The 24,378-nt window shown below is 70.9% G+C and carries 23 protein-coding genes; 7 read left to right on the top strand and 16 right to left on the bottom strand.

Features of this window, described 5'->3' with window-relative positions; genetic code table 11:
* Positions 1-4: 4 nt before the first annotated feature.
* Positions 5-595, bottom strand: coding sequence for a CDP-diacylglycerol--glycerol-3-phosphate 3-phosphatidyltransferase (pgsA, locus tag AB0M02_RS04995; protein WP_364221548.1), 591 nt, complete (start codon positions 593-595; stop codon positions 5-7).
* Positions 592-2,049, bottom strand: a complete 1,458-nt coding sequence (gene rimO / locus AB0M02_RS04990) for a 30S ribosomal protein S12 methylthiotransferase RimO (RefSeq protein ID WP_364221545.1) — start codon at positions 2,047-2,049, stop codon at positions 592-594. The genes pgsA and rimO overlap by 4 nt, the downstream gene beginning before the upstream one ends.
* Positions 2,050-2,126: 77 nt before the next feature.
* Between rimO and AB0M02_RS04985 the strand changes: the two genes are divergently transcribed.
* The 4 genes from AB0M02_RS04985 to AB0M02_RS04970 are packed head-to-tail and all read left to right on the top strand — an operon-like array spanning position 2,127 to position 5,717.
* The gene (locus AB0M02_RS04985; RefSeq protein WP_364221542.1) at positions 2,127-3,350 is read left to right on the top strand and encodes a glycosyltransferase 87 family protein; all 1,224 of its coding nucleotides are present in this window, start codon (positions 2,127-2,129) and stop codon (positions 3,348-3,350) included.
* A 12-nt stretch (positions 3,351-3,362) separates the two neighbouring features.
* Complete coding sequence (locus tag AB0M02_RS04980; protein WP_364221539.1) at positions 3,363-4,550, top strand: hypothetical protein; 1,188 nt, start codon at positions 3,363-3,365, stop codon at positions 4,548-4,550.
* Positions 4,547-5,203, top strand: coding sequence for a transcriptional regulator (locus tag AB0M02_RS04975; RefSeq protein WP_364221536.1), 657 nt, complete (start codon positions 4,547-4,549; stop codon positions 5,201-5,203). The genes AB0M02_RS04980 and AB0M02_RS04975 overlap by 4 nt, the downstream gene beginning before the upstream one ends.
* 31 nt (positions 5,204-5,234) lie before the next feature.
* A complete protein-coding gene (locus AB0M02_RS04970) occupies positions 5,235-5,717 on the top strand; it encodes a DUF3291 domain-containing protein (protein WP_364221533.1) in 483 nt (160 codons plus the stop codon).
* Here the strand turns inward: AB0M02_RS04970 and AB0M02_RS04965 are convergent.
* Positions 5,668-8,160 (bottom strand): DNA translocase FtsK, encoded by a 2,493-nt coding sequence (locus AB0M02_RS04965; RefSeq protein WP_364221530.1) that lies wholly within the window; start codon positions 8,158-8,160, stop codon positions 5,668-5,670. The two genes, AB0M02_RS04970 and AB0M02_RS04965, sit on opposite strands and share 50 nt — an antisense overlap.
* Positions 8,161-8,245: 85 nt before the next feature.
* Here AB0M02_RS04965 and AB0M02_RS04960 point away from each other — a divergent pair, with 85 nt between their 5' ends.
* Positions 8,246-8,668, top strand: a complete 423-nt coding sequence (locus AB0M02_RS04960; RefSeq protein ID WP_364221528.1) for a YbjN domain-containing protein — start codon at positions 8,246-8,248, stop codon at positions 8,666-8,668.
* Between the two features lie 113 nt (positions 8,669-8,781).
* Here the strand turns inward: AB0M02_RS04960 and AB0M02_RS04955 are convergent, their stop codons facing one another.
* The 5 genes from AB0M02_RS04955 to AB0M02_RS04935 all read right to left on the bottom strand — a co-directional run bounded on the left by AB0M02_RS04955 (position 8,782) and on the right by AB0M02_RS04935 (position 14,814).
* Positions 8,782-10,332 carry a S1 family peptidase gene (locus tag AB0M02_RS04955; protein ID WP_364221525.1) on the bottom strand — a complete coding sequence of 517 codons (1,551 nt, stop codon included), beginning with the start codon at positions 10,330-10,332 and terminating at the stop codon, positions 8,782-8,784.
* An 88-nt stretch (positions 10,333-10,420) separates the two neighbouring features.
* A complete protein-coding gene (locus AB0M02_RS04950) occupies positions 10,421-12,109 on the bottom strand; it encodes a ribonuclease J (protein WP_364221522.1) in 1,689 nt (562 codons plus the stop codon).
* 13 nt (positions 12,110-12,122) lie between these two features.
* The gene (dapA, locus tag AB0M02_RS04945) at positions 12,123-13,016 is read right to left on the bottom strand and encodes a 4-hydroxy-tetrahydrodipicolinate synthase (protein ID WP_364221519.1); all 894 of its coding nucleotides are present in this window, start codon (positions 13,014-13,016) and stop codon (positions 12,123-12,125) included.
* A 26-nt stretch (positions 13,017-13,042) separates the two neighbouring features.
* Positions 13,043-13,588, bottom strand: coding sequence for a DUF2752 domain-containing protein (locus tag AB0M02_RS04940; protein ID WP_364221516.1), 546 nt, complete (start codon positions 13,586-13,588; stop codon positions 13,043-13,045).
* A gap of 5 nt (positions 13,589-13,593) precedes the next feature.
* Complete coding sequence (locus tag AB0M02_RS04935; protein ID WP_364221513.1) at positions 13,594-14,814, bottom strand: crosslink repair DNA glycosylase YcaQ family protein; 1,221 nt, start codon at positions 14,812-14,814, stop codon at positions 13,594-13,596.
* 42 nt (positions 14,815-14,856) lie between these two features.
* Here AB0M02_RS04935 and AB0M02_RS04930 point away from each other — a divergent pair, with 42 nt between their 5' ends.
* Positions 14,857-15,420, top strand: a complete 564-nt coding sequence (locus tag AB0M02_RS04930) for a GNAT family N-acetyltransferase (protein WP_364221510.1) — start codon at positions 14,857-14,859, stop codon at positions 15,418-15,420.
* Here AB0M02_RS04930 and AB0M02_RS04925 read toward each other — a convergent pair.
* The 8 genes from AB0M02_RS04925 to AB0M02_RS04890 all read right to left on the bottom strand — a co-directional run bounded on the left by AB0M02_RS04925 (position 15,417) and on the right by AB0M02_RS04890 (position 23,844).
* The gene (locus AB0M02_RS04925) at positions 15,417-16,724 is read right to left on the bottom strand and encodes a hypothetical protein (protein WP_364221507.1); all 1,308 of its coding nucleotides are present in this window, start codon (positions 16,722-16,724) and stop codon (positions 15,417-15,419) included. The genes AB0M02_RS04930 and AB0M02_RS04925 overlap by 4 nt on opposite strands.
* A 3-nt stretch (positions 16,725-16,727) precedes the next feature.
* Positions 16,728-17,924 carry an OmpA family protein gene (locus AB0M02_RS04920; protein ID WP_364221504.1) on the bottom strand — a complete coding sequence of 399 codons (1,197 nt, stop codon included), beginning with the start codon at positions 17,922-17,924 and terminating at the stop codon, positions 16,728-16,730.
* A complete protein-coding gene (locus tag AB0M02_RS04915) occupies positions 17,921-18,760 on the bottom strand; it encodes a hypothetical protein (protein WP_364221501.1) in 840 nt (279 codons plus the stop codon). Before AB0M02_RS04915 ends, AB0M02_RS04920 begins: the two co-directional genes overlap by 4 nt.
* Before the next feature lie 27 nt (positions 18,761-18,787).
* Positions 18,788-21,010, bottom strand: a complete 2,223-nt coding sequence (locus AB0M02_RS04910) for a hypothetical protein (protein ID WP_364221498.1) — start codon at positions 21,008-21,010, stop codon at positions 18,788-18,790.
* Complete coding sequence (locus AB0M02_RS04905) at positions 21,007-21,624, bottom strand: hypothetical protein (protein ID WP_364221495.1); 618 nt, start codon at positions 21,622-21,624, stop codon at positions 21,007-21,009. The genes AB0M02_RS04910 and AB0M02_RS04905 overlap by 4 nt, the downstream gene beginning before the upstream one ends.
* A 186-nt stretch (positions 21,625-21,810) precedes the next feature.
* Positions 21,811-22,503 carry a Crp/Fnr family transcriptional regulator gene (locus tag AB0M02_RS04900; protein WP_364221492.1) on the bottom strand — a complete coding sequence of 231 codons (693 nt, stop codon included), beginning with the start codon at positions 22,501-22,503 and terminating at the stop codon, positions 21,811-21,813.
* A gap of 66 nt (positions 22,504-22,569) precedes the next feature.
* Positions 22,570-23,076 (bottom strand): Pycsar system effector family protein, encoded by a 507-nt coding sequence (locus tag AB0M02_RS04895; protein ID WP_364221489.1) that lies wholly within the window; start codon positions 23,074-23,076, stop codon positions 22,570-22,572.
* Positions 23,077-23,121: 45 nt separating this feature from the next.
* The gene (locus AB0M02_RS04890; RefSeq protein WP_364221486.1) at positions 23,122-23,844 is read right to left on the bottom strand and encodes a Crp/Fnr family transcriptional regulator; all 723 of its coding nucleotides are present in this window, start codon (positions 23,842-23,844) and stop codon (positions 23,122-23,124) included.
* A 101-nt stretch (positions 23,845-23,945) separates the two neighbouring features.
* On the opposite strand from AB0M02_RS04890, the gene AB0M02_RS04885 reads away from it, so the two are divergent.
* Entirely contained in the window at positions 23,946-24,353 is a 408-nt protein-coding gene (locus AB0M02_RS04885; protein WP_364221484.1) for a DCC1-like thiol-disulfide oxidoreductase family protein, read from the top strand.
* Positions 24,354-24,378 lie beyond the last annotated feature (25 nt).

The raw sequence follows: 24,378 nt of genomic DNA, 5'->3' as shown, positions 1-24,378 counted from the left end.
TTACCTACTTGCTTCCCTGACGTCGTAGCCGGAGCGCCTGCAGCACGTAGTCGACTCCGGTGACCACCGTCACCAGCAGCGCGGCGCCCATCAGCCACACACCGACCAGGTGGAACGGCTCCGGGACCGGCCACAGGTACCACGCGATGGCGGCGGTCTGCAGGCCGGTCTTGAGTTTGCCACCACGGGAGGCCGGGATGACCCCGTATCGGATCACCCAGAACCGCAGGGCCGTCACACCCCACTCGCGGATCAGGATGGTGATCGTGACCCACCAGGGCAGATGGTCGTACGCCGAGAGCAGCACGAGCGCCGTGCCGGTCAGCGCCTTGTCCGCGATCGGGTCGGCCACCTTGCCGAACGAGGTGACCAGCGACCAGCGGCGGGCGATCCAGCCGTCCACGAAGTCGGTCGCCGACGCCACGCAGAACGCCAGGCAGGCCGCGATCCGCCAGTCGGGGTCGGTCATGCCCGAGATGACCACGAACGCGAGAAAGACCGGTACGAGCACGATCCGGATCACGGTCAGCGCGTTCGCCGCGTTGTAGAGCGACACCACGCGCGGCGCGGGAACCGGAGCGGGCTCGTTCGTCACCGCGACACCGGTGCTGCGGAGATCATCTCGACCGGTACGGCGACGAGGTCGACGCCCTCCGTGCCGGTGACCCGCGCCCGGACCAGATCGCCGGGGCGCAGCGCGGCCAGGTCGACACCCTGGTCCCCCGCGACGAGGGTGGTGGAGCCGTCCACCTCGGGTGCCTGGTGCTCGGCGCGGCCCTCGACCTCGGCGCCGTCGACCGTGTCGACCAGCACCTCGACCATTTCGCCGAGCCGGTCCTCGGCGCGCTGGGCGCAGAGCTCCTCGGCGAGGGCGACGACCCGGTCGTACCGCCTCTTGACGGTGTCCTGGCGGATCTTGCCGGTCAGGCCGGCCGCCTCGGTGCCGTCCTCGTCGCTGTAGTCGAAGACGCCGATCGCGTCGAGCCGGGCCTCGGTCAGGAACCGCACCAGTTCGTCCACGTCCTGCTTGGTCTCGCCGGGGAAGCCGACGATGAAGTTGCTGCGCGCGCCGGCCGCGGGTGCCAGTTTCCGGGCGGAGTCCAGCAGCTCGAGGAAGCGCTCGGTGGAGCCGAAACGGCGCATCCGGCGCAGCACCGGCTCGCTGGAGTGCTGGAACGACAGGTCGAAATACGCCGCGACGCCGGGAGTGGTGGCGATCGCCTCGACCAGGCCGGGGCGGGTCTCGGCGGGCTGGAGGTAGCTGGCGCGCACCCGCACGATGCCGTCGACCGCGGCGAGCTGCGGCAGCAGCTTCTCCAGCAGGCGCGGGTCGCCAAGGTCCTTCCCGTACGACGTGCTGTTCTCACTGACCAGCACGAGCTCGCGGACACCGGTCTTGGCCAGCCACTCCGCCTCGGCGAGCAGCTCCTGCGGGTCGCGGGAGACGAACGCGCCGCGGAACGCCGGGATCGCGCAGAACGCGCAGCGCCGGTCGCAGCCGCTGGCGAGTTTCAGCGAGGCCACCGGGCCGGTGTCCAGGCGGCGACGCAGCACGGTGCGCAGGTGCGCCGGGGTGTGCTCGTCGACGGTCGCGTGCCCGGGGACGACCACCTTGGCGGTATGCCGCTGCACCGGGGTGATCGGGAGCAGCTCGCGGCGGTCCCTCGGGGTGTGCGCGTCGAGCGTCTCGCCGGCCAGCACACTGTCGAGCCGGGTGGCGATGTCGGTGTAGTCGTCGAAGCCGAGCACCGCGTTGGCCTCGGGCAGGTTCTCGGCGAGCTCTTTGCCATACCGCTCGGCCATGCAACCTGCGGCGACCACCTTGGCACCGGTGTCGGACGCGGCGAGCAGGGTGTCGATCGAGTCCTGCTTGGCCTTCTCGACGAAGCCGCACGTGTTGACCAGGACCACGTCGGCGTTCTCGGCGTCCGTACCCACCTCCCAGCCACCGGCGTCGAGGCGGGCGGCGAGCTCTTCCGAGTCGACCTCGTTACGGGCGCAGCCGAGGGTGAGGAGGGCGACACGGCGGGTGGGTGGCGTTACAGACACTCGACAAGGTTACCGGGCGGCCGAGGAGTCACCTTCGTCCGCTCGGACGGGTTGCCACGCCTCGCACAATGGTGCGGGTGAACCGCCTCAGACCATTTCTCCCGGAGGCCCTGCTTGCCGCCGGGTTGTTCGGTGTCGTGCTGGCTGTCCGATTCCCCGGCCTCGGCATGGTGACCGACGACTACCGGCTCTACCTCGAACCGTGGAGCGCGTTCATCGCCGAACACGGCATGTTCTCGGCGCTGCGGTTCGACTTCGCCAACTACAACGTCACCTATCTGTACGCGCTGACCGCGATCACCTGGCTGGAAGCACACACACCCATCTCCCTGATCGCCCTGATCAAGGGTTTCTCGGTCGTCTTCGACGTCGTGCTGGCGTACTACGTCGCGCGGATCGTCGCGCTGCGCGGCCCCCACCGGTTTGTGCCGCTGCTCGCCGGGTTCGCCGTGCTGATGCTGCCGTCGGTCGTGCTGAACGGGGCGTACTGGGGACAGTGCGACACGATCTACGCCGCGTTCGCCGTGGCCGGCCTCTACCACCTTCTCCGGGACCACCCGTGGGCCGGCACCACGCTGCTGGGTGTGGCGTTCGCGCTCAAGCTCCAGGCGATCTTCATCTTCCCGGTCCTGCTGGTCCTGCTGCTGGGCCGCCGCCTGCCGTGGCGGTGCCTGATCGCGATCCCCGGCGTCTATCTGCTGCTCGCGCTGCCGGCCTGGATCGCCGGGCGGCCGTTCGCGGACCTGCTGCTGATCTACGCGAACCAGACGCAGGATTTCGACGCGCTCACCATGAACGCCCCATCCGTCCACGCGTTCCTGGCATCCGCGCCGACCGGCCTGACCGGTCTGATCCGCACCGCCGGAGTCGTCGTCACCGGCGCCGCCTTCGTGGCGCTGGCGGTTCTGATCATCGCGCGGCGGCTGACGCTGGACACCGGGCGGATCCTGCTCCTGGCGGCCACCTCGGCGATCATGGCGCCGTTCCTGCTGCCCAGCATGCACGAGCGCTATTTCATGCTCGCCGAGGTGCTGGCCGTGGCCGCCGCCTTCTGGCTGCCCCGCACGCTGTGGTTCGTGCCGGTCCTGCTCCAGGCCGCCGCACTGGCGACGTACCTGACCTACCTCCTGGACGTGCCCGGCGGCCTGGTCGACCTGCGGGTGCCCGCGGTGCTGGCGCTGGTCGCGCTGGTGGCCACCGGCGCGCGGCTGCTGAGGGCGGCCCCGGTGGCGCCGCCCGGCAACCTGCCGGGCGCCCGGCGTTCATCCGAGGCGGAGCCGGCGGCCATCGGAGCCGAGTAGGTTCCTCGCTTCGTGTCGGTGTTTCGCAGCCGGGTCGCGCGCCCGGAAGTCTTCCTGATCGTGGCGCTCGTCGCCGTCGCCGCAGCGGTGCGGTTCGTCGGATTCTCCACCGTCAGCCCGGACTACGCGGTGTTCATCCGGCCGTGGGCCGAGTTCATCGCCGCGAACGGCGGGTTCGAGGCGCTCAGCGAGGACTTCGCGAACTACAGCATGCCGTACCTGTACCTGCTCACCGGGATGGTCTGGCTGGACACGCACCTGCCGGTCGGCCTGCTGTTCCTGGTCAAGCTGGTGTCGGTGGCGTTCGACGTGATGCTGGCGTACTACACCGCCCGGATCGTGGCCCTGCGCGCGGACCTGCGGCTCGCCGCGCTCGCCGGTGTCGTGGTGCTGCTGCTGCCGACCGTGGTGCTCAACGGCGCGTACTGGGCACAGTGCGACGCCATCTACGCCGCGTTCACCGTGGCCGGCGTCTATCACCTGCTGCGCGACCGGCCGTGGCTCGCCATGATCCTCGTCGGGGTGGCGTTCTCGTTCAAGCTGCAGACCGTGTTCCTCTTCCCGGTCCTGATGGTGCTGGTGCTGGCCGGACGACTGCTCTGGTACCAACTGGCGGTCATCCCGGCGGTCTACGTGGTCCTCACGGTGCCGGCCTGGTTCGCCGGTCGCCCGTTCGCCGACCTGATGCTCATCTACGCGAACCAGAGCGGTCAGTACGGCGCCCTGACCCTCAACGCGCCGAGCGTGTACGCGTTCTTCAAGGTGGCGCCCGCGCTGATGGGGACGCTGAAGACGGCCGGGTCGCTGCTCGCGATCGGTGCTGTGCTGGCGCTCGCGTACCTCGTGCTGATCCGCCGGGTCCGGCTCGACGATCTGGGTGTCGTGCTGCTGGCCGCGACGTCGGCGTTGCTGGTGCCGTTCCTGCTGCCGGGGATGCACGAGCGTTACTTCATGCTTGCCGAGGTGCTCACCGTGATCGCGGCGTTCTGGGTGCCGCGGCGGATGTGGTTCGTGCCGGTCCTGGTGCAGTTCGCGACGTTCCTGGCGTACGCGAACTACCTGTTCAAGTCCGGTGTCAGCGTCGTCGACCTGCGCGTGCTGGCGCTGCTGACGCTGGGCGCCCTGGTCGCCACGACGTCCGCGCTGCTGCGGCACCGCTCTCTAGCGCCAACACCGGTTGACAATACGATTGCCGTGTGACGGAGAACCTGGACGATCTCGCCGCGGTGGCCGCGCTCACCGACCGGGTGCGGCGGGCGGCGTACGAGGCGGTGGCCGCGACCCGGGGCACGCCGGTCGGGCGGGACGAGGTGGCCGAGACGCTCGGCATCGGCCGCACACTGGCCGCGTTCCACCTGGACAAACTCGTCGACGCCGGGCTGCTCGAGGTCTCGTACGCGCGTCGCTCCGGCCGGACCGGCCCCGGCGCCGGCCGGCCCGCGAAGCTCTACCACCTGGCCGCCGCCGAGCACGCGGTGAGCGTGCCGCCACGTGCCTATCGCGCGGCCGCCGAACTGCTCGCCGAGGCCCTCGAACGCACCGGCGCCGACGAGACGCTCAACAAGGTTGCCCGGCAGCACGGCCGGCAGGCCGGGTCCGGCCACGGCGACCCCGCCGGCCTGCTCACCGAGCACGGCTACGCACCGGTCGCCGACCCGGACGAGCCGGACCGGATCACGCTGGCCAACTGCCCGTTCCATCGTCTCGCCGAGCAGTTCCCGCCGCTGATCTGCGGGATGAACCTGGCGATGATCAGCGGCCTGCTGGAGGGCGGGGGCCTGGACTGGACCGCCCGGATGGACCCGGCGGCGGGCCGCTGCTGCGTCTCGCTCTGTAAAAATAAAACCGATTGACTTTAGAGAAGCCGCCTGGTGAGCTGAGGGCATGACCGACTTCCACCTGGCCCAGATCAATCGCGCCCGCCTGCGCGCCCCGCTGGAAGACCCGTCCATGGCCGAGTTCGTCGAGGGCCTCACCAGGATGAACGAGCTGGCCGACCGCTCACCCGGCTTCGTCTGGCGGCTCATCGGCGACGCGGGCGACGGCACCATCGCCGCGCCGGCCGACCCGTCGACCATCTACACGATGTCGGCCTGGGAGTCCGTCGAACACCTACGGGCGTATGCGTATCAGAGCGAACACCTCGACTACCTGCGCCGGCGCCGCGAGTGGTTCCGGCCGCACGAGCACGAGGTGTCGCTGGTGATGTGGTGGATCCCGGCCGGCCGCGTCCCCACGCTCCGGCAGGGCATCTCCCGTCTCGGCCGGCTCGCGGGCATGGGGCCGAGCCCGGAGGCCTTCACGTTCCGGCAGCCGTTCAGTCCACCCGCAGCGCGGCCAGAGCCTCTTCCAGCTCGTCCGGCTTGACCAGCACGTCACGGGCCTTGGAGCCCTCGGACGGGCCGACGATCCCGCGGGTCTCCATGAGGTCCATCAGGCGGCCCGCCTTGGCGAAGCCCACCCGCAGCTTGCGCTGCAGCATCGACGTCGAGCCGAACTGACTGGTCACCACGAGTTCGATCGCCTGCACCAGCAGCTGCAGGTCGTCGCCGATCTCCTCGTCGATGACCTTCTTCTTGCTCGGCGGCGCGTCGGTGACGCCCTCGCGGAACTCCGGCTCCCGCTGGTCCCGGCAGAACTTGACGACCGCGGCGATCTCTTTCTCGTCGACCCAGGCGCCCTGGATCCGGGTGGGCTTCGACGCGCCCATCGGGAGGAAGAGGCCGTCACCGCGGCCGAGCAGCTTCTCCGCGCCCGGCTGGTCGAGGATGACCCGCGAGTCGGCGAGCGACGAGGTGGCGAACGCGAGCCGGGACGGCACGTTCGCCTTGATCAGGCCGGTCACCACGTCGACCGAGGGGCGCTGGGTGGCCAGCACCAGGTGGATGCCGGCGGCCCGGGCCAGCTGGGTGATCCGGACGACCGAGTCCTCGACGTCGCGCGGCGCGACCATCATCAGGTCGGCCAGCTCGTCCACGATCACCAGCAGGTACGGGTACGGCTTCATCTCCCGCTCGCTGCCCGGCGGCGCCTTGATCTCGCCACTGCGGACCTTGCGGTTGAAGTCGTCGATGTGGCGCACCCCGTTGGCGGCCAGGTCGTCGTAGCGCATGTCCATCTCGCCGACGACCCACTCCAGGGCGTCCGCGGCCTTCTTCGGGTTCGTGACGATCGGTGTGACGAGGTGCGGGATCCCCTCGTACGCCGTCATCTCCACCCGCTTGGGGTCGACCAGCAGCAGCCGCACCTCGTCCGGTGTGGCCCGGGTCAGCAGCGACACCAGCAGCGAGTTGAGGCAGGAGCTCTTGCCCGCGCCGGTGGCACCGGCGATCAGGATGTGCGGCATCTTGGCCAGGTTCGCCACCACGAACCCGCCCTCGATGTCCTTGCCGAGCGCGACCACCATCGGGTGGTGGTCGGCGGTGGCCGCGCGGGAGCGCAGCACGTCGCCGAGCGACACGTTCTCCGGGTCGGTGTTCGGGATCTCCACGCCGACCGCGCTCTTGCCCGGGATCGGGCTCAGGATCCGCACGTCCGGCGACTTCACCGCGTACGCGATGTTGCGCGACAGCTGCGTGATCCGCTCGACCTTGACGCCCGGCCCGACCTCGACCTCGTAGCGGGTGACCGTCGGGCCCCGGGTGAAGCCGGTGACCACGGCGTCCACGTTGAACTGATCGAAGACCCCGGTGAGCGCGGCCATGATCTCGTCGTTGGCGCGGCTGCGCGCCTTCGCCGGCGCTCCGGTGCCCAGCAGGTTCGGCGGCGGCAGACGGTAGTCACCGGCCACCGCGGAGATCTCCAGCTGCTCGGCCCGGGTGGGCGGCGCCGAGTGCTCCGGCGGCTTCTTGCGGGCCGCCGGCATCTTCGGGATCGCGACGGTGTCGTGCAGGACGAGTTCCTCGTCGAAGTCGTCCTGCGGCGTCTCCTCCGCCAGCGCGGCCTGCCTGCGACGGGCCGGGCGGCGCGGTTTCGGTGTCGGCTCCTCGCCGGCCTCGCCGTCCTCGTCGTCCTCCTCCGGCAGCGCGGGCGAGGCGTTACGGACCGGCGTCTTGCCGCTGACCAGGTCGAGCAGCAGGAGCACCCGCTCCGGGATCTTGGCGATCGGCGTCGCGGTGATCACCAGCAGGCCGAAGACGAAGAGCAGGACCAGCAAGGGTACGGCCACCCAGGCGGTCACCGCGCGCTCGAGCATCCCGCCGATCCCGTAGCCGAGCAGCCCGCCTGCCTCGTCCATGGCGATCTCGTTCACCGGCTGCCCGGAGACGTGCAGCAGCGCCGCCGTGGACAGGATGATCGCCGACCAGCCGACCAGGCCGCGCCCGCCGTGCTCGGGATCGGCCGGCTCACGCATCAGCCGGATCGCGCCGTAGAAGAGCAACAGCGGCAACAGCACCGCGAGGCTGCCCAGGAACAGCCGGATCGTGTCGGCCAGCCAGAGCCCGACCGGTCCCGCGCCACGACCCCAGAGGGCCACCGCGATCAGGATGGCGAAACCCAGCATGAGCAGGCCCGCACCGTCGCGGCGGTGCTCCGGGCCGATGTTGCGGGCGGTGGCGGCCTGCCGTCCGGCGCCGCGGGCGACCCAGCCGACGCTGTGCGCCAGGCCCATCCAGAGGGCACCGACGCCGCGGCCCAGCCCGGAGGCGAGCGTCGCGCCGGCGGTGCTGCGCTTACGTACGGGAGTGCGGCGCGCCGGTGTCTTGCGCGCGGCCGGTTTCCGTGCCGGTTGACGGGCACGGTTGGCCGCGGCGCCGCGCGACGTGGACGCGCTGCGGCCCCGGCTCGCCGGAGGAGTACGGCCCGCCATGGATGTCACCGTAGCCGGACGAGCCCATTCCGCCGAGAAGGCGCACCGTGACAGCTTCTCGCTTTCCGGGCATTAAGATCACGAAGTGCAACCTCTCAGCAACGACATGATCAAAGCTGCACTGGACGCGCGGGGCTTCGCGTACTTCGTCGATGCCGACGGCGACGTCGCCGGGAACTTCCAGGGCAACCTCATCTACTTCTTCCGCCTCGGCGAGCGGCAGGAGATCCTCCAGGTCCGCGGCATGATGCAGCACGTCTTCTCGCTCGACGACATCGGCAAGCTGTACGAGTTCTGCAACACCTGGAACCGGGACCAACTCTGGCCGAAGGCGTACGTGCACGTCACCGACGAGGGCGCGGCGATGGTCGTGGGCGAGGTCACCAGTGACTGGGAACACGGTGTCACGCCGGAACAGCTGGACCAGGTGCTGCTCTGCGGCATCGCCACCGGATGCCGGCTCGGCGAGGCGCTCGGTGAGCTGAAATCGGAGAAAGGGCCCTCGTGATCTCTCACGAGGGCCCCTCTCATGCCGGGCCCGGCCAGCCTGGCCGGGCTTGAGGCTCTCCGCGCCCGGCAGCGAGCGCCCGGGTGGCTTCCACACCCGGACGCCCCAGACCGTTAGGACACGTTGAAACCGAGCGAGTACGCGCCGGTGCCGGAGGATGCCACCACCACGTAGCGGTAGGTGCCGGACCGGCCGGTGAAGGTCAGCGTCTTGTCGCCGTCACCGGCGGCCTGCGCGACCGTGCGGAACTGGCCGCGGCTGTTGAGCCGCTGCAGCGCCAGGTCGAAATCCGCGCCCTCCGGCGCGTCCAGGCAGGCCGTGTGCGTGCCGGCACGGGCGCGGTAGGCGCCGCCGTCCGGCTGGGCCTGCGCCGAGCGGGCCCGCGAGATCTCACCGTCACGCTGCACCGGCAGGCTGTCGCAGGCCGAGGCCTCCTCCGCGGGAGGTGTGGTCTCCTCCTCCGCAGGCGGCGGGGCGGTCTCCTCGCCTCCCCCGCTCGTCACCAGCGTCAGGTTCTGCGCCGCGAGGACCTCGTTGATCGGCTGGAAGAACGTCTCGCCGCCGACCGTGCAGTCGCCGGAACCACCCGACGTCATGCCCTGGGCCTGGTCGCCGGAGAGCCACGGCCCGCCGGAGTCGCCGCCCTCGGCGCACACATCGGTCCGCGTGAGCCCGGTGACCGTGCCCTCCGGGTACCGCACCGTCTGGTTCTTGGCGAGGATCGTGCCGCAGAACGTGCCGGTCGTGGAGCCGGAACGGCAGACCGCCGCGCCGACCGGGGCCTCGGTGTTGCCGGCCACCGGCAGTTCGTTGCCCTCGAAGTCGTTGACCACCGCTCGCGGCGTCCAGTCGCCGTTCACCGCGACGAAGCCCATGTCGGCCTCACCGGGGAAGACCGAGAACTCCACAGTGCCCTGGGCCTCGTTGTTGAAGCCCGTGGTGGTGGCGCCCTCCGCACCGCAGTGCCCGGCGGTCACGAAGCCGCCCTCCACCGAGAAGCCGATCGAGCAGCGCGCCTGGCCACCGTCGACGGCGATGAAGTACGGGTCGGCGCCACGTACGTCGAAGAGCGGCTTCGGCTGCGCCTTGCTGATCTTCACGGTCACCGCGCCGGAGGAGACTCCCTGGTTCTCCGCCCACTCCAGCGCGTCCGACTTGGCGCCGGGCTTCGCGACCACCACGAGCTTGTTGGTGGCGACGTCGACGTACCAGCCGGTGACGGCGCCGGGGCTGGTCCTCGCCTCGTCCAGTGCCGTCTTGGCCTCGTCCAGCTGAGCCTCGCTGCGTTTGACCAGCACCGGCACGGCACCGGCGGCCTTGACCTCGGCCGCCGCGTCGGAGTCGGTCACCGCCACCTTCAGCGTGGTGCCGTCCTCGGCGAGCCAGGCACCACCGAAGTCGGTGCCGGTCTGCGCCGCCAGGGTCGCCGCGACGCCGCCGGCCCACTCCGACCTCGCGAGCCGGGTGCGTGCCTGGTCGCCGTCGAGGCCCAGGTCGCGCTTCATCGCCGCGAGCAACTGCGGGGAGACGTCCCCGCTCTTGCCTGCGGCCGCGGGTGACGCTCCGTCCGGCTCGGTGCCGGCGAGCGACGGCAGGGTGAAGGCCACCGCCGCTCCGGTCGCCGCCATCACCGCCGCCGCTACGGCGATCGGTCTGCGCTGCATCTGGAGAACTCCCTCCGCCACGGGTGCCGTGGGGGCGGCACCGGTGCCTGGGAGTACGCAGCAGGACCTCAGATGGTTGAAAAAGCCGTCAAACTTCCACGACGGTCGGGACGATCATGGGCCGTCGGCGGTACGCGTCGTTCACCCAGCGGCCGACGGTACGGCGTACCACCTGCTGCAACTGGTGCGTGTCGGTGATGCCGTCCTCTGCGGACCGGTGCAGCGCGGCGGTGAGCAACGGCACGACCGGATTGAACGCCTCGGGGTCCTCGGAGAAGCCCTTCGCCGAGATGACCGGTTCGCCGACCACCTTGCCGGTGACCGAGTCGATCACCACGGTGGCCGCGATGAAACCGCCGTCGCCCAGGATCCGCCGCTCGGTCAGCAGCGACTCGCTGACGTCGCCGACCGCCAGACCGTCCACATAGACATACCGGCTCTTCACCCGGCCGACGACGCGGGCGTGGCCCTCGACCAGGTCGACCACATCGCCGTCCTCGCAGAGGACCACCCGGTCCGCCGCCACACCGGACTCGATGCCGAGCTGGGCGTGCGCGCGCAGGTGCCGCCACTCGCCGTGCACCGGCATCAGGTTGCTGGGCCGGGTCACGTTGAGCAGGTAGAGCAGCTCGCCGGCCGGGGCGTGCCCGGAGACGTGCACCTTGGCGGTCTCCTTGTGGATGACCGTGGCGCCGGCCCGGGACAGCTGGTTGATCACCCGGTAGACCGAGGTCTCGTTGCCCGGCACCAGCGAGCTGGCCAGCACCACGGTGTCGCCGGAGGCGATCGTGATGTGCCGGTGGTCGCCGGTGGACATCCGGCCCAGGGCGCTCATCGGCTCGCCCTGCGAACCGGTGGACATGAAGACGATCTCGTCGGGTGGCAGGTGGGTGGCCTCGTCGAGACCGACCAGAAGACCGTCCGGGATGCGCAGCAGTCCCAGGTCACGGGCGATGCCCATGTTCCTGACCATGGACCGGCCGATCAGTGCGACCTTCCGGTCGTACTCCCAGGCGGCGTCCATGACCTGCTGCACCCGGTGCACGTGCGAGGCGAAGCTGGCCACGATGATCCGGCCGCGCGCCTTGCCGAAGATCGAGCTGAGCACCGGGCCGATGTCGCGCTCCGGCGTGACGAACCCGGGCACCTCGGCGTTCGTGGAGTCGGAGAGCAGCAGGTCGACGCCCTCGGCGCCGAGCCGGGCGAAACCGGCCAGGTCGGTGATCCGCCCGTCCAGCGGCACCTGGTCCATCTTGAAGTCACCGGTGTGCAGCACCAGGCCCGCCGGAGTCCGCACGGCCACCGCCAGCGCGTCCGGGATCGAGTGGTTCACCGCGAAGAACTCGCACTCGAACGGCCCGAGCCGCTCCACCTGACCCTCGCGGACGGTCAGCGTGTACGGGTCGAGCCGCCGCTCGGCCAGTTTCGCCTCGACGAGCGCGAGCGTGAACTCCGACCCGACCAGCGGGATGTCCGGCTTGTGGGCCAGCAGGTAGGGCACCGCGCCGATGTGGTCCTCGTGCCCGTGCGTCAGCACGATCGCCTGGACGTCGTCCAGCCGGTCCAGCACGGGCGCGAAGTCGGGCAGGATCAGGTCGACACCCGGCTGCTCGACGTCGGGGAAGAGCACCCCGCAGTCGACGATCAGGATCTTCCCGTCGAACTCGAAATACGTCATGTTCCGGCCGATGGCGCCGAGCCCACCGAGCGGAACGACGCGCAGGGCGCCCTCCGGCAGCGGTGGTGGCGGACCCAGCTCCACGTGAGCTTGACTCATTCGCCTCTTCCTGTCAGAGCACGAGGCCGGCCGCGGCGGCGTCCTGGCGCAGTTGGTTCAATTCCTCGTCACCCGCGTCGACCAGCGGCGATCGGACCGGTCCGGCGGGCAGGCCCAGGGCGTTCAGCCCGGCCTTCACCAGCATCGTCCCCGGCGACCGGAAGATTCCGGTGAACAGCGGCATCGCCCGGCGGTGCAGCGCCAGGGCGGCGGCGGTGTCGCCACGCTCGAACGCCTCGATCATGTCCTTGGCGAGGGACCCGGTGAAGTGCGTCGACGTGCCCACCAGCCCGACGCCGCCGATCGACAGCAGCGGCAGCGTGGCGGCGTCGTCGCCGGAGTAGTAGGCCAGGTCGGTCCGGGCCAGCACCCAGGAGCTGGCGATCAGGTCGCCCTTGGCGTCCTTCACCGCGACGATCCGCTCGTGCTCGGCGATCCGGCACAGGGTCTCGGTGGCGATCGCCGTGCCGGCCCGGTGCGGGATGTCGTAAGCCATGATCGGCAGCCCGGTCGAGTCGGCCACCGACGTGAAGTGACGCTCGACGCCGGCCTGCGGGGGCTTGTTGTAATACGGCGTGACGACCAGCAGGCCGTGCGCACCCGCCTTCTCCGCGGCGTGGGCCAGCTCGATGGTGTGCGCGGTGTTGTTCGTGCCGACGCCGGCCACGATCCTGGCCCGGTCACCGACCGCCTCCACCACGACGCGCAGGAGAGCGTCCTTCTCCGCGTCGGTCGTGGTCGGGGACTCTCCGGTGGTGCCGCTGATCACGAGAGCGTCGTTGCGCTGCTCGTCGACGAGATGGGCGGCCAGCCGCGCCGCGCCGTCGAGATCCAGGGAACCGTCGGCGGTGAACGGGGTCACCATGGCGGTCAGCAGCCGTCCGAAGGGCCGCGGGTCGTGCGTCATACCTGACAACCTATCGGACGCCAGTGTCACACGTAGAAAGCGGTGAACGGGGCCCACGGCAGGTTACGCAGGATGCTCCAGACGCCCCACACCGCCATGAATGTGATCATGACGGCCGGACTGATCGAGAGTTGCGGCAGCCGCCACCGGAACAGCGTCCGCCCGGCCCACGCCACATAGAGGTAGAGCAGGAAGGGCACGGCGAAGACGAACATCAGGTGGTGCCGCGCGGCGGCCGGGACGTTGGCGTGCAACAGATACCAAGCGGCTCGGGTGCCGCCGCAGCCGGGGCAGACGAAGCCCGTCGTGTATTTCACGATGCAGCTCGGCTCGGCGCCGGCCTCCGCCTCGACCGGGTTGCTGACCAGCGTGTATCCCGCCGCAGCGCCCATGCAGGCGAGCACCGCGACCGGCGCGAACCAGAACGGTGTGCGCGCGGCGACCCGGGTGACGAACCTGGTCAGGCGGTCCTGCTCCGGAGGGACCAGCCACTCCGGCGGCACGGCCGGACCCTGGACCGGCTGATCGGCGAGCCAGGGCGGCAACTCTCCCCAGGTCCGGGCGGCGGTCATGGCCGTCACGGTACACCCTTGAGGGCAGCGGCCAGCGGGCCGGCGAAATCGCCCCGCTCGGGCACCGCCACGGTGTCCAGGCCCAGCCAGCCGGCCAGCCGGAACAGCTCCACGGCCAGCGCGTCGGCGGTCTCCTCCTGGTCGGCGGAGGGCTCGAGCCAGGCGGCCGGCACCTGGAGCACGCCGGACTTGCGATCGGCTTTCAGGTCGACCCGGGCGGCGAACCGCTCGCCGAGCAGGAACGGCAGAACGTAGTAACCGTAGAGGCGCTTGGGCTGCGGAACGTAGATCTCGATCCGGTAGGCCATGTCGAACAGTCGCTCGGTGCGCGCCCGCTCCCAGATCAGCGGGTCGAACGGGCTCACCAGCGTCGCGGCGCGCACCCGCCGCGGCAGGACGGCGCCGGCGTGCAGGTAGGCCACCGGTTTCCAGCCGGCCACCGACACCGGGCGCAGCACCCCGGCCTCGACCAGCTCGGCGATCGCTGTGCGGCACTCGAGCAGCGGCAGCCGGAAGTAGTCGCGCAGCTCTGCCTCGGCGGCCACGCCGAGCGCCTGGGCGGAGAGCTCCACCAGCGCGCGGAAGGCCGCGCCGGGCTCCGGATCGGGCGCGTCGAGCACCTCGCGGGGCAGGACTCGCTCGGGCAGGTCGTAACGCCGGGCGAACGAGGTGGTCCGCTCGGCGGCGGTCACCTGACCGGTGTAGAACAGCCACTCCAGCGCCTGCTTGACGACCGACCAGTTCCACCCCCAGTGCTCTTTCGACCGGGGTGCGTCGTGCTCGATCTCGGCGGCGGTGATCGGGCCGCGCCCGATCACCTCGTCGAGCACCCACGACACCAGCTCGGGCTGCTCGACGGCGATCCGGCGCATGTTGCCCCAGGCCAGGTCGTGCGCCCGCGCCATGCGCCAGCGGAACAGCGGCTGCAGATCGGCGCGGATCAGCGAGGCCTCGTGGCCCCAGAACTCGAACAGCTCGCGCGGCCGGCGATAGGCCGCCCGCTCCAGCAGACCGGGTGGATAGGGGCCGAGGCGGCTGTAGAGCGGCATGAAGTGAGCGCGCTGCAACACGTTCACCGAGTCCATCTGGATCAGGTGAAGGCGCCGCAGCACCCGCCGGAGGTGGCGCACGTCGGTGGCGCCACCGGGCTTGGGGTCGGTGAAGCCCTGGGCCGCCAGGGTGATCCGGCGGGCCTGGGACACGGAGATCGAGTCGGGAACGGCCATCGTGAACGCAGGCTAGTTGAGGGGTATGACAAAGTTGCCGCCATGGCTCTCGGCTTCGTCCGTCCCGCGCGTCCCGAGGACGCATCGGAGATCGCTCGCATCCAGCTCTCCACCTGGCGCACCGCCTACCGCCGGATGTTCCCGGCGCACGTGCTGGCCAATCTGGACGAGGACTACCTCGCGCGCGGCTGGACCGAGGCGATCACCGCGGCGCCGTCGCCGCGGCACCGGGTGCTGATCGCCGTCGAGCAGAGCGAGAGCACCACCACCGTGGTCGGCTTCGCCGCCTCCGGCCCCGCCGACGAGCAGGCCCTCGCCCCCGAGGAGCCCCCGCTGCCGGACGGCGTGGCCGCCGTCACCGACCTGCTCATCGAGCCGCGCTGGGGCCGTCGCGGCCACGGCAGCCGCCTGCTCGCCGCCGCCGTCGACAACTGGCGCGACGACGGCTTCAGCACGGCGGTCGCGTGGGTGTACGAGTCCGACGAGGTGATGCGCAAGTTCCTCGGCTCGACCGGCTGGGAGCCGGACGGGGCGGGACGCGCCCTCGACGTCGACGACATGCTCGTACCCCAGCTGCGCCTGCACGTCGCCCTCAATGAGGCCTAGTAACTCCCCATCGCCTTCCTGAGCTGCTCCATCAGGAGCTTGAGGATCCGGTCGAGGCGGTCCTCCGCGGTCTTCGGCGCGTACCGGTCGAGGGCCTCACGGCCGTTCTCCAGGCTCTGCAACGGCAGCGCCGGAACGGTGAGGCCCTGATAGACCTCTCCGCCGATCGAGCCCTCGCCGGAGGTGAACGCCGGGGCGATCGCGCCGGTGCGCTGGTGCCGTTCCCGCTCCTCGGCGATCTGCGCCCAGGCGTCGGTGAACTGCCGGCGCGCCACGGCCAGGGCGTCGTCGAGAACCGCCTGCAGCCTGTACCAGGCGTCGGTGAGCTCGGCGATCCTCTGCCGCGCGGCGACCTCCAGGGCGTCACGCTCCACCCGTGCGGCGGTGAGCTCCGTGCGGGACCGGGCGTCACGCCGCGCGAACGAGTTGTTCGAGACCGCCTTCAGCATGATCGCGGACATCGTCAGCAGCACGAGGAGCGCCACCATCGGCCACTGGACGGTCACGTCCCGCACGTCCGGGTCGGCACCGCGGAGCCAGGCCCAGAGCCCCAGCACGCCGACGACGAGGAGGGTGAACCCGATCGCCAGCGGCCAGCTCGGCCAGGGCAGGTCGTTCGGCGACCGGCGCTGTTCCTCCGGGCGCCACTCGACGAACGTGCGGCGGAACACGATCCGCCAGTTCAGGCGCCCGCGTACCGGCCGGCGCTCCGCCCTCGACCGGTGCCGGGACAGCGACTCGGAGAGCAGGTAGCCGGCCAGCACCAGCGCGATCGCGATGCTGACACCGGGGATGTAGGCGATGGCCTGCTCGTACCACGGACCGTTGGGATCGGTGTCCAGCGCGTCCTGGAACGTGGTCGCGAAGAAGTAGGTGTCGTAGACGGCGGCCAGCAGGATCATGGTCCAGACCACCGGCTCGCGGTGCCACCACGGCTGGGCACGCCGATCCTCCGGTCCGTCGTGGCGGTGTGCCTCGACGACCGCGCGGCGCTCGGCGCCCGCGTGGCCCAGCCGCTGCCCGGCCTGGAACAGCTCCAGCCGTTCCAGTGCTGCCCCGGTCTCGTGCCAGGCCGACACCAGCGCGGCGGACGCGGTCCGGATCGCGGCGGACGCCTGGTCCAGGCTCTCCCCCGCGGTACGCACCGCCCTGGTGAGGACCGCGGCCTCGGCGTAGGAGAGCTCGTCCCGCTTGTACGGACCCGGTGGTGGCGGGGTCGGGGGCAGCAGGGGCAGCGGCTCGGCGGCCCGGCCGGAGCACTGCACCGGCGAGTACCGCCGGCCGTTGGGTGCGGTGTCGGTCACGTCTCAGCCCTCCGTCCTCGTCACGACGATCTCCACTCGGCGATCACGGTGCATGCAGCTCTCGGTCGGGCAGCCCGCGTCCTTCTCGCCCCTGCCCTCGGAGACGACGCCGGCCACGCCGGCCTGCTCCAGAACCTCCGCGACGGCCGCCGCGCGCCTCTCCGACAGGCGCTGGTTGTGAGCCTCGGTGTCACGGATGTCCGCGTAGCCGACGACCTTCACCGACGCGGCCCCGCCGTCGACGATCTTCTCCGCCAGCGTGGTCAGTTCCCGGCGGCCGGCCGGTAGGACGACGGACGAGTCGGTCTCGAAGAGCAGGCTGGTGGAAACCGGATAGACGTCGGGCGGCGGCGGTCCGGCGTCCGGCGCGAACGCCACATCCGGGTCCTCCGGAAGGTTCGCCTCGCCGTCATCGTCCGTCCGGGCCACCGGAAGCGCCGAGACGTCGCAGGCCGTGGCCTTCGCCGTCTCGCAGGCACGCTGCCACAGACTTCTGAGGAACCTGACGTTGCCGCTGCTCAGCGTTGCCTGCGAGGCACTGGCCTGACCGACGCCGACCATGAGCATGCGGGCACCGGCCAGATCACGCGGCCAGCCGGTGCGCTTCGAGCACGCGGACACCAGCGTGGTGATCCAGGAGTCCTTCCCCGCGTCCCCGCCGGTCAGGTTGAAGCAACCGGCGGTGCTCAGGCCGTCGGTGGCCAGCACGACCGTGCGCGGCTCGGCACCGGTGCGCCGGGCCGCCTGCGCCGCGGTGTCGAGGGCGCCGAGCAGATCGGTGCCGCCGGTGCCGGGGCTCGCGGTGACCGCCGCCCGGACCGACTCGCCGAGGCACCGTTTGAAGGCGTCCCGGTCGTACCGCTGCGGCTTCTCGCGCTTGGCGTCCGAGTGCGTGAGCTTCCGCTCCGCGGTCCACGACACCGTCGACGAGCTGCCGTCGAACGAGCCGACGTACACCGTGTCACCGCGTTCCACCGCGGCCTCGACCTGAGGAACCAGCGCCGCCGAGTAGTCCGGCCCGCCGGCACCGCCGCGGACCGAGGCGCTCACGTCGGCGAGCAGCACCGTGACGCCGCCCGGCCGCTCGCGGTCGTGGTCGTCCATGCGTTCGCAGGCCCGGTCCTCGTCCCGGCCCCCGCACCCGGCAGCCGCCGCCAGCAGCGCCGGGATCAGCAGCACCGGGATCAGCAGCCGTCTCATGACCGGCTCCCGCCCAGATCGGCGTTGACCATGTCCCGGACGAACTTCTGGTCCTCCTCGTTGAGCTGGCTGAGGAAGGCCGCCGCCGCGGACGCGTACATCTCCGCGAACTCGAACAGGCCCAGCTGCTCGTGGTCCCGGGTGGCCTGACCCAGCACGTCCACCAGCTCCCGGCCCTGCGCCCGGCGTTTCTCCGCGAGCAGGTTCAGGACCGCCGCGAAGGCCGGGTCGGAGAGCTGGGCCGCCGCCACGGTGATCGGGCTCGCACCCGACGCGGTGAGCAGCGTGCGCCACCGCGCGACCAGCTTCTCCAGCAGATCGGCCCGCTGGTGGCCGAGCACGGCCTCGGCGTCCAGGTCGATCTCGCGCAGCGCGTACGGGACGAGGTGCTCGCGAACCCGCTCGTCGGGCACCACCCGGATGTCGGCGACGCACCGGATCAGGCCCTTGTCGGTGTCGTAGCACCAGTCACCGGCCTGCCGGCGCATCTCCGCCTCGGCCTGGGCGGCCTGGTGCGGGCCGTAGTTGCGGCCGATCCGCCAGACCCGCCGGCGCAGCTCGTCGTGCGCCGCGCCGGTGTACTCGCCGGCCTGGCGCATCAGCTCGGCGTATGTCATCGCCGACGTGGACCACTCCAGGTCGGCGTGGATCCGCAGCTCGTAGACGTCGCCCCGGGAGAGCACGGCGATCGTGTCGCGGGGCTCGGCGGGACGGAACTTCACCTCCGGCAGCGGCGGTGTGGGAATGACGGGCAGGGGCGGGGGTGGCGGAGCCGGCACCGGTTCGGTGCCTTTGAACCATTCGATGAACCGCCGCCACAGTGATTTCTTGGCCATGTCAAAGCTCCGAGGGGTCGAAGAGAGTCAGAGGGATTTGAGGAGCAGCCGGGCCGAGTCGCACTCGCGGGCCCACTGGCGCAGGGCGAACCGGGCGCGCCCGTCCAGCGGCGCCGCGACGATCTCCCGGCCGAGGGCGAGCACCCGGTCCTGGACCTCGGGGTCGGCGTCCGCCCTGAGCAGCCAGACGTGCAACGTCGCCCAGGCGCGCAGGCTCGTGCTCGGCCCGGCGAGAGCCGCACGCCAGGGCTCGCTGAGCAGCTGCGGGTCCTCGCCGGCCCGCTCCAGGTCGGAGAGCAGCAGCGGCCAGTTGTGCCGGGGAGGCGGCGAGGCGAGCCCGGCGATCAGGACGAGCGAGCGGGCCGCGTGCACCTGGATCCGGTACTTGTCGTCACGCATCCAGCGCAGCAGCTCGGCGCGGATCTCCGCCGGGCTGTCCAGGTAGAGGCTCTGCAGGCTGCGGGCGATCGAGGCGCTGCCGTTGAGGTCGTCCCGGCCGGCCAGCAGGTACAGGTCGTCGAGTGCCTCGCGGAGGGCGAGTGTTCCGAGCCGTGTGCCGTACGCCCGTGCCGCCGTGTCGTGCATGTGCGCGCTGGCGCTGCGTGCCCAGTCGCGGACCCGGCTGCGGATGAGCCCGACGAGCCGGGGGTCGCGGGTGAGCCCGTCCAGCGCGGGCTCCTCGACCGCGGTGTCCAGCGCCTGCGCCGCGGCCTCCCGGAGCGTGCCGGATCCGGCGGTTGCCCACGGCCTGATCAGCCGTCGCCACACCTCGTCGAAGTCGTAGGTCGCCAGCCATCCCGCGACCGACGCGGCCCGCCCGCGGATGCCCGGCCGCGCGTTCTTGACCAGGTGGTCGAGCCAGTCCTGCACCGGACCTCGGACCTGGTCGAAGTCGTGCCAGGCCACGTCCAGGACGTCGAACGGCAGACGGGCGTCGGTGAACCAGACCCGGCGGGGATGTTCGGCCGGATCGACGTGAAGGAGATCCATTCCATGGGGTACGCGCAGAATCTGCTCCACCCCGCCGTCGAAAATCGTCCGGTCCTGTGCCTTCTCGCCGTACTGAGCGGCCCACAGCACCTGGAACAGCAGCTCCGCGACCTCGAAGACATCGGCCAGCGGATAGCCCGCGAAGGCGGCGTAGGCGATCTGCACCGCCTGCCGCCGAGGCGCCGCCACCGGGTCAGGTTCGGCCTTGTCCCCGCCGTTGACCAGCTCGAACGCGACGGCACGGACTCGTTCGCGCATCGAGTTGAGCTTGATCTTCAGGGTGCCGTCGACGCCGTCCCACGCCGCCAGCACGCGTGCGAGATCCGCCACCGTGGCGGGGCGCCCGTCGGACGTGAGCTGGTTCCTGACCTCCTCCAGGGCCAGGCAGCGCTCGACGAACTCGCGGCGGCAGGAACCGGTGCAGTCGGCACACGAGCCGACACAGCCCCGGCGCAGGTGATAGGTGAGATGCCGGTCCAGGACAGCCTCCGGGTCCGGCGGCTCGGACTGGATCTCGTAGTGGCCGAGTGCGGCGCCGCCGGGACCCCTGGCCTCACCGAGGATGACCAGATAGGACCTCGCGCTGGTGGCCATGGCGGCGAGGGCGTCGAGCACCCCCAGCGTGACCGGTCCGTTCTCGGCCACCTCGAGCACCACGCCGGCGTCCGGGACGATCAGGTCGTCCTTGCGAGCCAGGTCGGCGAGGGGCACGCCCTTGTCCGGCACGTGCACCCCGTGCACACCGCGCCCGGCGGTCACCGCCTTGGCGACCAGCCGCTCGGCGAGAAAGCGGCGTCCCGTGCCCGGCCTGCCGCACAGGTAGATCACCCGCTCCCGCCGGAGGCGCACGACAAAGTCGTCGAACTCCTCCGCCTGCACGAACGTTCGTTCTGCCTCGGCGAGCCAGGCGGCGGTGCGTTGGTACCGCAGGACCGCGACCTGACGCCCGTCGGGCATCTTGATCACGATCATGTTGGCGTTGTCGCCGACGATCACCCCGTTCCCGGAGTGGATCGAGGTGGTGAAGGTGTCCTGCGGCCCGGCACCCTCCGCGTCACCCGCCCTGTTGGTCCAGCTCTCGTCCTTCTTCTCCTCCGGCCCGCCGCCCTCCGCGGTCTTGGGAGACTGGCGCCCAGCGGGCCTGGCGGGTTCCTCGGTGCTCGGCTGGTCCGAGCTCCGCTCCGCCGTGTCCTCCTCCGGAGCTTCCGGTTCCGGAGGTTCCGGCTGTGGCGCGGCGCTCTCCGGTGGCTCCTCACTCATCGCGGGCCGCCGTGGAAGTGCTGTGTGTTGTTCCGGCCGATCTGCGTACCGATCGCGTTGTCCATGCGGACGTGGTAGGTCTCCCCGCCCGCCGAGCCCCGCTCCGGCGGCTCCTCCGCCGGGACGCCCTCCACCACCGGCGGCTGATGCCCGGGAACGTAGAGCCAGGCGTTCTGCTTCCGCCCCTGGATCTCCACGACCACCCGCCGGAACTGGGACTCCTCCAGCCCGCGCGCGTTGTACGGCACGACCCGCTGATAGACCGTGTCCGACACGAGAGCCGTCAGCACCGCCCCCGACAGCGCGCTCATCGCCTCACGGTTCGCGGGATGGGCCTGGAGCCGGGTCGCCACCACGATGGGATCCCCGCTGAGCAGCCCGTCCCGGTCGACCTTGACGTCGCCGCAGTCCACGCCGAAGCGCAGCCGGAGCTTGTGTGCCCTGTCCTTGTTGCGGTTGTAAATGATCAGCCGGTCCTTGACCCTGGGCAGGAAGTCGGCGAGCAGCCGGGCGGGAGCCACGCCGTCGGGCGCCAGGCTCTGCTCGCCGTCACCGCGGTCGGCACGGATCCAGTCGCCGGGCCGTTCCGATTCGTCGATGACGGAGGCGAGCACGCCCTTCGCCGTCTTGATCAGTTCTTCCTGCCGCGGTAACCGCCGGCACTGGAGTTGACTATGTCCGATGACAGAACCGTGTACTGCTGGGGGAGCAACTCCTCATACATCGCGGAACTCCATTGGCTAGGTTTGAAGGTGTTCAACAGTGAGTAGTCAGCGGCGACCGGCGCCAACTGATCTCCATCACTTGATGTAGATCGACTTTGAGCCCGCGATTTCCGCGAGAGCGGCCAGGTCCTTCACCAAGATCGATCGATGCTCGGTCTCCAGATAGCCGAGACCTGCGAACTTGCGCAGGATCCGATGGACCGATGCCGTGGACGCCCCGATCTGCTCGGCGAGGCTGCCCTGCGTGCACCACACTCGTCCGGTACCTTGAGCACCCGGCTCCATCGTGTTGAGGTAGTAGCACAGAGTAGCCGCGACCCGGCCCTCCACGTCCGCCGAGGCGGTCACGAAGCGCTTCTCGGAGGCGCGCAGCCGCTCGGTCAGCGACCGCGCCAGCGCACGGTAGGCGAGCGGGTGGCCGTCCAGGAACCGGCCGAAGGCCTCCCCCGCGAGGTGCAGGAGCGTGGTTCCCCGGTACGCGTACGCCGAGGCCGACCGCGGCCGCTGATCCAGATAGGACACCTCGCCGATCAGCTCACCGCGACCGCACGAGCCGACCTGGTACTCGTCCCCGCGCAGCCCGGACACCATGATCCGAACCCGCCCGGAGAGGACCACGAAGACGTCCTGCCCCGGTACGCCCTGCCGGACCAGGTATCCGCCGTTGCGCCAGGCCTCCTGCCGCCCGGCGCGGAACAGGTCGCTGCGTTCCCGTGCCGGGAGGCGGCCGACGAAGGATTCCGGCGGCCATGACTCGCTCTCGTTCAACGGGCACTCCTTCCGGGTAGGCGTCATCGCCCGCGGACCGGACGGCCGCGGTTCCGCACGTACGGGTCAGAACAAGACGGCGAGAAGCAGAACCGCGGCGAGCATGCCGAACACCGTGCCGACGCGGACGCAGCGGTACTTCACCACCGCTATCCGGCTGAGCCGGCACAGCTGGCCGACCAGGCCGGGCATGGTGTCGCCGGCGGCCTCCTCCAGGTAACGACGCACCAGCGCCGGGTCACCGGCCCGGTGGACGTGACCGAAATAGGCGATGTCCCGCAGGTCCGAACCGGCCCTGGTACGCGGATAGAGCGCGAGCGCGAAGGCAACCGCCGCCACGCCCGCACAGAAGAAACCCAGGCCCACCGTCCACGCCGCGGAGGCGCCCGCGGGCCAGGACGACTCCAGCGGCGCACCCCACAGAGCCAGTACGCCGATCACGCCGCCGCCCAGCATCGAGAGCCACTGAGCCGCCTTCGCGTCCGCCCGCCGGTTCTCCTCCCGGGTCTCCGCGATCAGCCGCTGAGTGAGTTGCACCTCGGGCGGCGTCACATCCACAGTTCGCTGATTCATGCCTTTGAGGGTCCCGTCTCGCCGCCCGGCGCATCCGGTCAAGCGTTACGAAGGTTCTGTCGACATCGACACAGAGCGGCCGAGCGCCCGCAGGACGTCCGGCTTGAGCACCACGATGCTGCGGCGACCGGTTTCGATCGTCTTGCGGGACCGCAGCACCCGCAGGGTCCGAGCCACCACCTCCCGGGAGACGCCCACCGACGACGCCAGGTCCTGTTGCGACAGCGGGAGGTCGATGCGGATCGCGCCGTACTCGCCCGGTTTGCCGACCCGGTCCATGAGGTCGATCAGCACGTTGACCAGCCGGCCGTCGCCGTTGCTGGCGCCGAACTGCATGCGCTGGTTGTCCGACTCCCGCAGGCTCTTCGCCAGATGCCGCGAGATCGCCAGGGCCACGGACGGGTCGTTCGCGATGCAGACGTCGAGCCTCTCCCCGGGTACCAGCACGCCGCTGACCAGGGTCAGAGTGGTGACGGTCGCCATGCGCGGCTGACTGTCCAGCGCGGACATCTCCCCCACGATGTCGCCCGGCCCGCGCAGTGCGAGCAGCGCGGACCACCCTCGTGACGAGGTCGCGGTGATCTTCACCCAGCCGTCCTCGATCAGGAACACGTGCCGGGTGAGGTCACCCTGGTGGAACAGCGGCGTACCGGCCAGATACCGGCGCCGGACGCCCGCTGATTCGAGAGTCAGGTAGGTGTTCGGGGAAAGGTGTGTCGCGAAGCTGTCCGGAACCGGGTCCTGCAGATGCAGATCAACCACCACCATTGTGATTTCGCACCAGGTACTCATTATGGAATCGGCCATCCCCGTGATGCCACTCGTACCCTGCCGGACGGGCCCACCCGGCCGCAGCGGAGAATGTGACAGTGACGAATAACCAGCCGACGTTCGTCTACGACGGCGACTGCTCCTTCTGCACCAGCTGCGCCCAGTTCATCGAGCGGCGCATCCCCACCCGTGCCACCGTGATCCCCTGGCAGTTCGCCGACCTGAAGGCACTCGGCCTCACCGTCGAGCAGTGCGAGGCCGCCGTGCAGTGGGTCGCGCCGAACGGGAGCACCGCGGCCGGGCCGGACGCCATCGCCCTGCTGCTGCGCGACGCCGGCCGGTTCTGGTCACTCGCGGGCGGCGCGCTCGCGCTGCGACCGGCCCGTGCGCTCGCCTGGCCGGCGTACCAGTGGGTCGCCGACCACCGCCACCTCATGCCCGGCGGCACGGCAGCCTGCGCGGTGCCGCAGAACCGCCGTCCGGCCGCACCGGACCACGCGTCCTGAGTACGCCCTCACTGCCGCGCGCGAC

Source organism: Actinoplanes sp. NPDC051861 (assembly GCF_040681145.1).
Lineage (GTDB): Bacteria > Actinomycetota > Actinomycetes > Mycobacteriales > Micromonosporaceae > Actinoplanes.
This window is presented reverse-complemented; position numbering and strand designations above follow the sequence as displayed.